We start from the raw sequence: 7,498 nt of genomic DNA, 5'->3' as shown, positions 1-7,498 counted from the left end.
CTGAGAATAGACCGATTTCCAAGGAGGAAGATCATGAGGAAGATCTATCCATTGACAACCTGTCCTTAAGACATAAAAGATAGCATTAAGCATCTCTCGTCTAGAGTGCATAGGTGGCTTGCCAGCTTTTTTCTTGCATATTATAGGTTCAAGCACTTGCCATTCTTGATTATTTAAATCGCTAGGATAAGGTTTTCTTATCATATTAGGCTCCTGGTTAAACAGCCTATATTTTAAACGATTTTAATAATTCAGAGAATGTCTCTAAATGATGAGTTCAACCTCGATCATTTAGACATAATTAATTGTTATTTTAAGAAAACGAGTTTAAAATCTTCAGTAGTTTATAAGTGGCTAGAAAATGCCCGACGCCAAGCTATTACCCATAGCACAGATTCTAAATTTCCTATTGTTCGACGCGACTTTACTACTTATTTAGATAAAAGAATTGCTACATTTCAAGCTTGTATACTAAAGGAGCCGAAAAAAAATTCTGCCCTTGTACCTGATATTTGGAGAGCAAAATTTGCAGAATCTTCCTCTAACCAAACAATTTTGCTCACAGCAAGCATGCACGTCCACGATCTTCTATTTGCTTGTCATGAGATTATAGAACACCTTAACCTTCATTCTAACCATTGGATGAAAAAAGAATTAACGCCTTTTATTGATGAATCTCTTCCTACTTATTTAGACTTATTGCCTAACTTATCTGATCAGTTAAAATGTGATATTCATGCCAGTTTTGAAGAATTGAAGAATTTAATGATACAAGAAGATTTTAGAAGAGCTGAAGCTCAACTAAACTTAATCCAAAATCGCATTATGCCTACCCAGAAAGCTTTTAATTAAATGGAAAGAAAGAAAAGGATAACAACTTCCAAAAAATTGCTTTTCTAGAAAGAGAAAGCTCACCAGGATTGCCTTATTGACTCTACCTCTATTGCCGTTGGTCATAAACAAAGAATTACAAGAAATAAGGTTTTTAAAGGGGGAGCTAAAAGAGGAAAAACCCCTTCAGGATGACTTTCAGAGCCTTAAACATCACCTGATTATCAATGGGAATGGACAGATTTTAACTTTTTCAGCCCAACTTTAGGAACATTTCCAATGTTTTTATGGTCGGCATTTTGTCAAAAAACCTGATGGGAAGGCTGTCTAGCGCTAAAGGTTATCTTTCCTTTAAGCTAAGGCAAAAGTTTATTAATCACGGTTTTTTAGAGCTATTGACATGTATACGATCGAATATAAAGCGAAAATTGATGTCCTTTTAAGACAAAATTTTACTAAGAAAAAGATTTATAATCGAAACTGTAAACGAGCAACTAAAAAACATTTCTTACATTGCCTATACACTCAGATTAAGAAGCGTAGCAAATTTTCTAGCCAATATGCTGGCAGGAGTAGCAGCTTATTGCCGCCAGCCAAAAAAGCCCTCATTAAGGTTTTCTAGCCAAGAAACGAGCCTTTTGATTGCTGCCTAAAAAGCTCGAAACTCAGGTCAACAAGTTCAGGATTATTCTGAAGCTCTTCGCTAGCGTACCTAAGCGCCAAACCATCTTGCTGGATAGCTGCAAGAACAATTTCTCTATCGTTCTTCAAAGTTTTGCTAGCATACATAAGTACAGAACCTCTTCTCCGGACGGCGGCAAGAAGGATTTCTCTATCATTTTGAAGCTCTTGACTAGCATACCTAAACGACAGACCAAATTTCTGCACGGCAGCTAGAACGATTTCTCTCTCATTCTGAAGTTCCTTGCTAACATACTTAAGCCCCCATGGTGCTTGCTGGACAGCGGCAAGAATGATTACTCGATTATTTTGAAGCTCTTGGCTAGCGTATCTAAGAGCCAAGCAGTCTTGCTGGACAGCTACAAGAACAACTTCTTCATCATTTTGAAGCTCTTGGCTGGCATACTGCAGAGCTAAACCAGCATGTCGAACAGCTGCAAGAACGACTTCTTTATCATTTCGAAGCTCTGGGCTGGCATACTGTAGGGCTAAGCCAGCATGTCGAACAGCTGCAAGAACAATTTCTTTATTATTTCGAAGCTCTGGGCTGGCATACTGAAGGGCTAAGCCAGCATGTTGAACAGCTGCAAGTACGACTTCTTTATTATTCTGCAGCGCGTGGTTAGCATACTGCAGGGCTAAGCCATCATGCTGAACGGCGGCAAATACAACTTTTTTAGCATCCTGGAAATCTTGGCAAGTCTGCTGCAGTGCTAAGTCATCATACTGAATAGCTGCAAGGACACCTTCCCTATCGTTTTGGTGATCTTTACTAGCATCCCTAAGTGTATTCACTTTTTGCTGGGCACTAATTTGAAGCTTTTCTTTAAAATTTTTCAGCTCTACCCCCTCTTTTTTGAGAGTAAGAGGAAATATTTTTTTATCGTCTCTAGAAGGTTGGCCCTCATGCTTAGATATGCCGCCATAGTACTTGGCCGGCTTTGGCAAAGCGTCTTTATCACTCTCTCTTTTACAAGCAAAGTCCCCAATTCCTACAAGGATATTTCCTAATACAGGAATTAATAAAATTATACACCGTCCAAAACTTTTTCCGTTAAGGTAGGAATAGTAAGGACATTTAGAAATATTCTTTTCTTGCTTAAAGGGTATGATAAAAACTTTTTGAAAGATACAAACTAAATTAGTCACAGTACTTATGATAGGCACGTAATCGGCCTTATGATCAATAAATCGGCATGCTTTAGATGATAGATTTATTTGCATAATACACCTAGTGTTTTAATAATTTACTAAAGCAAGATGGTATAGAAAAATTTTATTAAATAATGTAGAAAAAATAAGGGACCTAAATGATTTTTTTGATTGAAGGAGATAAGAAAAACTATAAGTCATTGAACTGAAAAAAAAATATGAAAAAAAAATAAAGAAAACTTATTCAAGCAAGCCATGTAGCCACGCTGGCTAAGAGGGACAAGTCTTAAATTCTAATACCGGCAAAAAAGTGACCAGCCATCTAAAAACAATCTAGAATAAGAGAAGCTTATCCTCATCTCTTTTCTTCTAATCACATGTGATACACTTTTGAGCGAATCCTTATGCAGCCCCGTACTCTATACGATTTCTCTTGTTAAGTAGAAAGGCATGTTTCATAGGGTTGATATGCAGACTAAGTTTTTTTTTAGCGTATAAATTGTAATTTTAAAAGATAAGATAAAAGGAAATTAAAAATTAACGTAAATTAGGCTGATCTTTTCCATTAAATTCTGATGGAGCTATAACATACACCCATGTTAGGTCATCTAAATTTCCTATCGTAGGTTTAGCCTCTAATTCGAAGGCAAAATCTCCTTCCCTTAAAAGATCTACTTTTGTCACTATTGCTACCTTAAGGCCAGCTGGAAAGACTCCATCCATGCCTGTAGTTACTAAAAGATCGTTTACTTTTATTAAAGGCATAGCTTTTTCTTGTGAAGAACCTATAGGCTCCCCAGAACGTAAATCGCGTGCAGGCCCCTGCTCATCTTCGAAATCATAATTAAAACCTGACCCGCGAAGGAGATGGCCATCTGTTCGCCAGATAGGACGGCTTTGTCCTCGAATTTCCCCTTTAGCTAAGTACCAGGTATGCTTTTTTTCCAATAACTTTAGACGTAAATGGCGCAATACATTTTCCGCTAGCATTTTTTCCCGCCCATTATCAAACACCTCTCCATGAGCATGTATATACGCAAGTAGATCAGGAATATATTCTGCGATAGCTTTACCCTGCTCATACCCTCTAGCCACGCGCACCGAAGGTACAAGTCCCGAATCTGTAATCAGCCTCACGCGTGATTGCCTTTTTCCCATATAATCTATCACGCCTACCACTGAATCACCGACCAATACAGGACTGTTCTTAGCCACCAAAGGACTTTCATAGACTTCATTCGTTTCCTCTCCCACGTTAATCCACAAGGAACTATTCCAGGTTCCTAGAGAACGAAAGATAATACGAGCTGCTACCGCATCATAAGATGGTTCTGGAATCTCAGGCATGCTATTTTTATGTAAATCTATGGGCCCAAGGTTTTTTAATTCTTGCTTTTTTTGCCCCTTTAAATGGCTTAAGCTTTCCCAAATAGGAGAGAGAATAGCCAAAGCGCTTCCTCGCATCCACTCAGAAGTCGTTAAGGGGAGACTCATCGTAAGTAGAAGCAGGACAAAAAGAATCAATAAAGGTTTAGAAGTTTTTCTCATTGGACAATATCTAGAAGATGAATAATGTGCAGAAGAGTATTAATTGCTACGCCGCGAATTCTTGTATGACTATTAGGCCCCCTATAAATGGCATAGTCTTTTTGAAGAAGCCCTTCTTGCTTTGATATTAATTCACTCATAACGAATGTTCCTCACTAATTATTTATAAGGTTAAAATTCTTATCTTTTGAGCTTCTAAACATTCCTTTTAACATACAATGCATTTTCATTATAAGCAAGCATGTCTACTATGAGTTCCTATATCTAAAATGTTTTTTAGAGCTATCGATTACAAAATTACGATTATTAGCTGACCTCCATACATACAGGACATAGAGCTGGCTTAATGAAGCTTTAGGCACTTCTTTGATTGTGTGACTTAATAAAAATCACCCATTTACTCGTATTACAAGCACTAGGGTTATAGATTTTACTAGAGGAAAAATATTGCTTTTAGCATGAATGGAAAAGGAAGGGCGACAGATAATATATTTGTAGAGCGTTCGCGAAGGCCTGTTAAGTATGAAGATGTATATCTAAGAGATTACCAAGACAAGCTTGAGGTCTATCAAGGACTTATCAAATATTTTGAGTTTTTCAATAAAAACCTTCCACATCGGTTTTTGAAATACAAGGCCCTAGCAAAGGAATATGGTGTAATAATTTATTATGAAGCAATACGAGATTTGCTGGAAGAGTTAGATAAAAGACAGTCAACCTTTGTGGCTCAAATTCCTAGAAACCATGCTCTTTGGCCTCTAGATATTCCTTTAAATTCTAGCCAGAACATTAGAGGCCAACCAAGAAAATGCCTTAGAAGTTACCGAGTTTCCAATGCCTCAAAAGATACTTCCCGCATGCATATAGTAGAATAGATTCATGAAAGATGTAAAATTGAGCAAGGCTATCAGCAGATGAAAGAGGAGCTAGAATTAGATCACTTTGAGGGACAGTCATGGCTAGGACTCCATCATCATCTGATGTTACGTCTTATGGCTTGTAGCTTCCTAACCGTACTGAAATACCAGGCAAAAGATAAAAGAATCTCCATGCTCCGCCTCAAGTAAGAAGATTGATTAACAGCAATATCTTTCAAAGGATTTGCCGTTAATTCAAGCTTGGTAAGCTGAGACAATTGCCCGATTTCTGAAGGAAGGCTGGTGAGCTGGTTTTGATTTAAAATAAGCTCTTGCAGCTGAGACAGCTGCCCGATTTCTGCAGGAAGGCTGGTAAGCTGGTTTTGATTTAAGCAAAGCTGTATCAGCTGAGACAGTTGCCCGATTTCTGCAGGAAGGCTGGTGAGCTGGTTTTGGTTTAAGAGAAGCCCTCCTAGCTGAGACAGCTGCCCGATTTCTGCAGGAAGGCTGGTGAGCTGGTTTTGATTTAAGCAAAGCTGTATCAGCTGAGACAGTTGCCCGATTTCTGCAGGAAGGCTGGTGAGCTGGTTTTGGTTTAAGTCAAGCCATGCCAGCTGAGACAATTGCCCGATTTCTGCAGGCAGAGTGGTGAGCTGGTTTTGGTTTAAGTCAAGCCATTGCAGCTGAGACAATTGCCCGATTTCTGCAGGCAGAGCGGTGAGCTGGTTTTGGTTTAAGATAAGATGTTGCAGCTGAGACAGCTGCCCAATTTCTGCAGGAAGGCTGGTGAGCTGGTTTTGGTTTAAGAGAAGCCCTTGCAGCTGAGACAGCTGCCCAATTTCTGCAGGAAGGCTGGTGAGCTGGTTTTGAGTTAAGAAAAGCCATTGCAGTTGAGACAATTGACCTATTTCTGCAGGCAGAGCGGTGAGCTGGTTTTGATTTAAGTAAAGGTTTTGCAGCTGGGATAGCTGCCCGATTTCTGCAGGCAGAGCGGTGAGCTCGTTTTCTCTTAAGTCAAGCGTTTGCAGCTGAGATAACTGGCATATTTCTGAGGGTAAATAAGTCAAGCCTGCTCTAGATAAATCCAAAGACGTGATGTTTTTACAATTTTCTGCAATCCAATCTCTAAATAGCTCTCCTTTTTTTTCTAGAGGCAAGTGCTTAATTTCTTTTCGGCTCAAGTATTCTTCTCCACCAGGAAGTTTTTTCCAAAGTAAAAGGCGATTAATATTTAGAAGATAGGAAGAGTAGTTAGCCAGAGTAAGATACCACTTTTCTTCTATTTGCACTTTAAATTCTAAAGCTGAAAAAGACTTGGCTAAAGTAAAGATTTGCCTAAAGATTGCATTTACCTTTGCTGCTTCAGAAAGCTTTTCTTCTAGCTTATAAATCCTATCTACAATAAGAGCCGGCTCCTTAACACTTCCTTGAGGAAAATGAACTTTAACTATTTGCTTATAAAGAGGGGGCATCACTTCAGAAGCTAGCAGATGATGCCATCTTTTACAGACGCTAAATAAGGAAGGAACTGCGCAAGCCTCTAAGATAGGAAGCAGCAATTCATTGGGCAAGCTTTCAATAGATGCCGAAGAGATAGGATGCATTTTATTTCCTTGGGTAGTGATAACTTTTTCAGTATTTTCATTTTTTAAAGACAATATAAAAAAATTAAAAAAGCAAGTCAAACGAATTCGTATCCTTATCAATGAAAAACAACTCACAGATAATCTACCTCGCTTTTATTTCAGATAGATTTAAGGAAAAAGGGGCCTTCCAAGCATTTAGGAGCAGCCACAGGTTTTGGCGATTAAGTGGCGCAGCAATTTTGGTTTGGTTAAAGGAATGAGATTGATTCTTTGCCTTATCTGAGAAAAACAAAACGGCTCTTTTTGGCGCAATGTTTTAATTCTTCAAACGAATGATGGAATACAATACGCCTAGCTTCTTTCTGTTAAGAAAGGTTGTTCTCACAGCCTAGCAATCTGCAGAAAAAGAGAAAAACTTTTTGTCATTATAAATGTGTAGGCTAGCTTAAGTTTGTTTAGTTGCGGAAAGGAAAGCGGATGACTTGTTTAAAGATAAGATGGCTAAAAGTTTTTTTATTTCATTTTAGCTCACCCCCATTTAAAAAGTACATATGGCCATTCTACAATTGAAAACGCTGCCTTATTTCTTCTGCAATATCTTTCAAAGGATTTGCCGTTAATTCAAGCTTGGTAAGCTGAGACAATTGCCCGATTTCTACAGGAAGGCTGGTGAGTTGGTTTTGATTTAAGTAAAGCCTTGTCAGCCGAGGCAACCGTCCGATTTCTGCAGGCAGAGCGGTGAGCTGGTTTTGATTTAAGTAAAGCCATCGCAGCTGAGACAATTGCCGGATTTCTATAGGCAGACTGGTGAGCTGGTTTTGATTTAAGTAAAGCCCTTGCAGC

At 38.6% G+C, this 7,498-nt stretch carries 8 protein-coding genes and 2 pseudogenes; 4 read left to right on the top strand and 6 right to left on the bottom strand.

From position 1 onward, the window contains the following. On the bottom strand, positions 1 to 204 hold a 204-nt coding region (locus DB41_RS09445), incomplete at its 3' end, for an IS5 family transposase (RefSeq protein WP_039386611.1). 54 nt (positions 205 to 258) lie between these two features. On the opposite strand from DB41_RS09445, the gene DB41_RS09440 reads away from it, so the two are divergent. The 3 genes and pseudogenes from DB41_RS09440 (at position 259) to DB41_RS13105 (ending at position 1,484) form a co-directional block, all read left to right on the top strand. After that, on the top strand, positions 259 to 852 hold the full coding sequence (locus DB41_RS09440; RefSeq protein WP_039386608.1) for a hypothetical protein: 594 nt from the start codon (positions 259 to 261) through the stop codon (positions 850 to 852). 75 nt (positions 853 to 927) lie between these two features. Then, positions 928 to 1,026 carry a transposase gene (locus DB41_RS13110; protein WP_079979840.1) on the top strand — a complete coding sequence of 33 codons (99 nt, stop codon included), beginning with the start codon at positions 928 to 930 and terminating at the stop codon, positions 1,024 to 1,026. Between the two features lie 77 nt (positions 1,027 to 1,103). Then, positions 1,104 to 1,484, top strand: a pseudogene (locus tag DB41_RS13105) (transposase). On the opposite strand, the gene DB41_RS09430 reads toward DB41_RS13105, so the two are convergent. The 3 genes from DB41_RS09430 to DB41_RS11765 all read right to left on the bottom strand — a co-directional run bounded on the left by DB41_RS09430 (position 1,450) and on the right by DB41_RS11765 (position 4,352). Next, positions 1,450 to 2,736, bottom strand: a complete 1,287-nt coding sequence (locus DB41_RS09430) for a DUF4116 domain-containing protein (protein WP_039386603.1) — start codon at positions 2,734 to 2,736, stop codon at positions 1,450 to 1,452. The pseudogene DB41_RS13105 and the gene DB41_RS09430 overlap by 35 nt on opposite strands. Positions 2,737 to 3,201: 465 nt before the next feature. Next, entirely contained in the window at positions 3,202 to 4,212 is a 1,011-nt protein-coding gene (locus tag DB41_RS09425) for a rod shape-determining protein MreC (RefSeq protein ID WP_052244088.1), read from the bottom strand. Beyond that, positions 4,209 to 4,352 (bottom strand): hypothetical protein, encoded by a 144-nt coding sequence (locus tag DB41_RS11765; RefSeq protein WP_155117658.1) that lies wholly within the window; start codon positions 4,350 to 4,352, stop codon positions 4,209 to 4,211. The genes DB41_RS09425 and DB41_RS11765 overlap by 4 nt, the downstream gene beginning before the upstream one ends. Positions 4,353 to 4,667: 315 nt before the next feature. On the opposite strand from DB41_RS11765, the pseudogene DB41_RS09420 reads away from it, so the two are divergent. Beyond that, positions 4,668 to 5,087 (top strand): annotated as a pseudogene (locus DB41_RS09420) (hypothetical protein); the annotation flags it as partial. A 98-nt stretch (positions 5,088 to 5,185) separates the two neighbouring features. Here the strand turns inward: DB41_RS09420 and DB41_RS10960 are convergent. Next, positions 5,186 to 6,673 carry a leucine-rich repeat domain-containing protein gene (locus tag DB41_RS10960; RefSeq protein WP_202965126.1) on the bottom strand — a complete coding sequence of 496 codons (1,488 nt, stop codon included), beginning with the start codon at positions 6,671 to 6,673 and terminating at the stop codon, positions 5,186 to 5,188. Positions 6,674 to 7,215: 542 nt separating this feature from the next. Next, the coding region (locus tag DB41_RS09410) for a leucine-rich repeat domain-containing protein (RefSeq protein WP_193365256.1) at positions 7,216 to 7,498 on the bottom strand (283 nt) is incomplete at its 5' end.

The organism is Neochlamydia sp. TUME1, from assembly GCF_000813645.1.
GTDB lineage: Bacteria > Chlamydiota > Chlamydiia > Chlamydiales > Parachlamydiaceae > Neochlamydia.
This window is presented reverse-complemented; position numbering and strand designations above follow the sequence as displayed.

What these genes read in the sequence shown, in the direction of transcription:
- DB41_RS09440 (WP_039386608.1), top strand. Translation starts at nt 259, where the DNA reads ATGTCTCTAAATGATGAGTTCAACCTCGATCATTTAGACATAATTAAT.
- DB41_RS09430 (WP_039386603.1), bottom strand. Translation starts at nt 2,736, where the DNA reads ATGCAAATAAATCTATCATCTAAAGCATGCCGATTTATTGATCATAAG.
- DB41_RS09425 (WP_052244088.1), bottom strand. Translation starts at nt 4,212, where the DNA reads ATGAGAAAAACTTCTAAACCTTTATTGATTCTTTTTGTCCTGCTTCTA.
- DB41_RS11765 (WP_155117658.1), bottom strand. Translation starts at nt 4,352, where the DNA reads ATGAGTGAATTAATATCAAAGCAAGAAGGGCTTCTTCAAAAAGACTAT.
- DB41_RS10960 (WP_202965126.1), bottom strand. Translation starts at nt 6,673, where the DNA reads ATGCATCCTATCTCTTCGGCATCTATTGAAAGCTTGCCCAATGAATTG.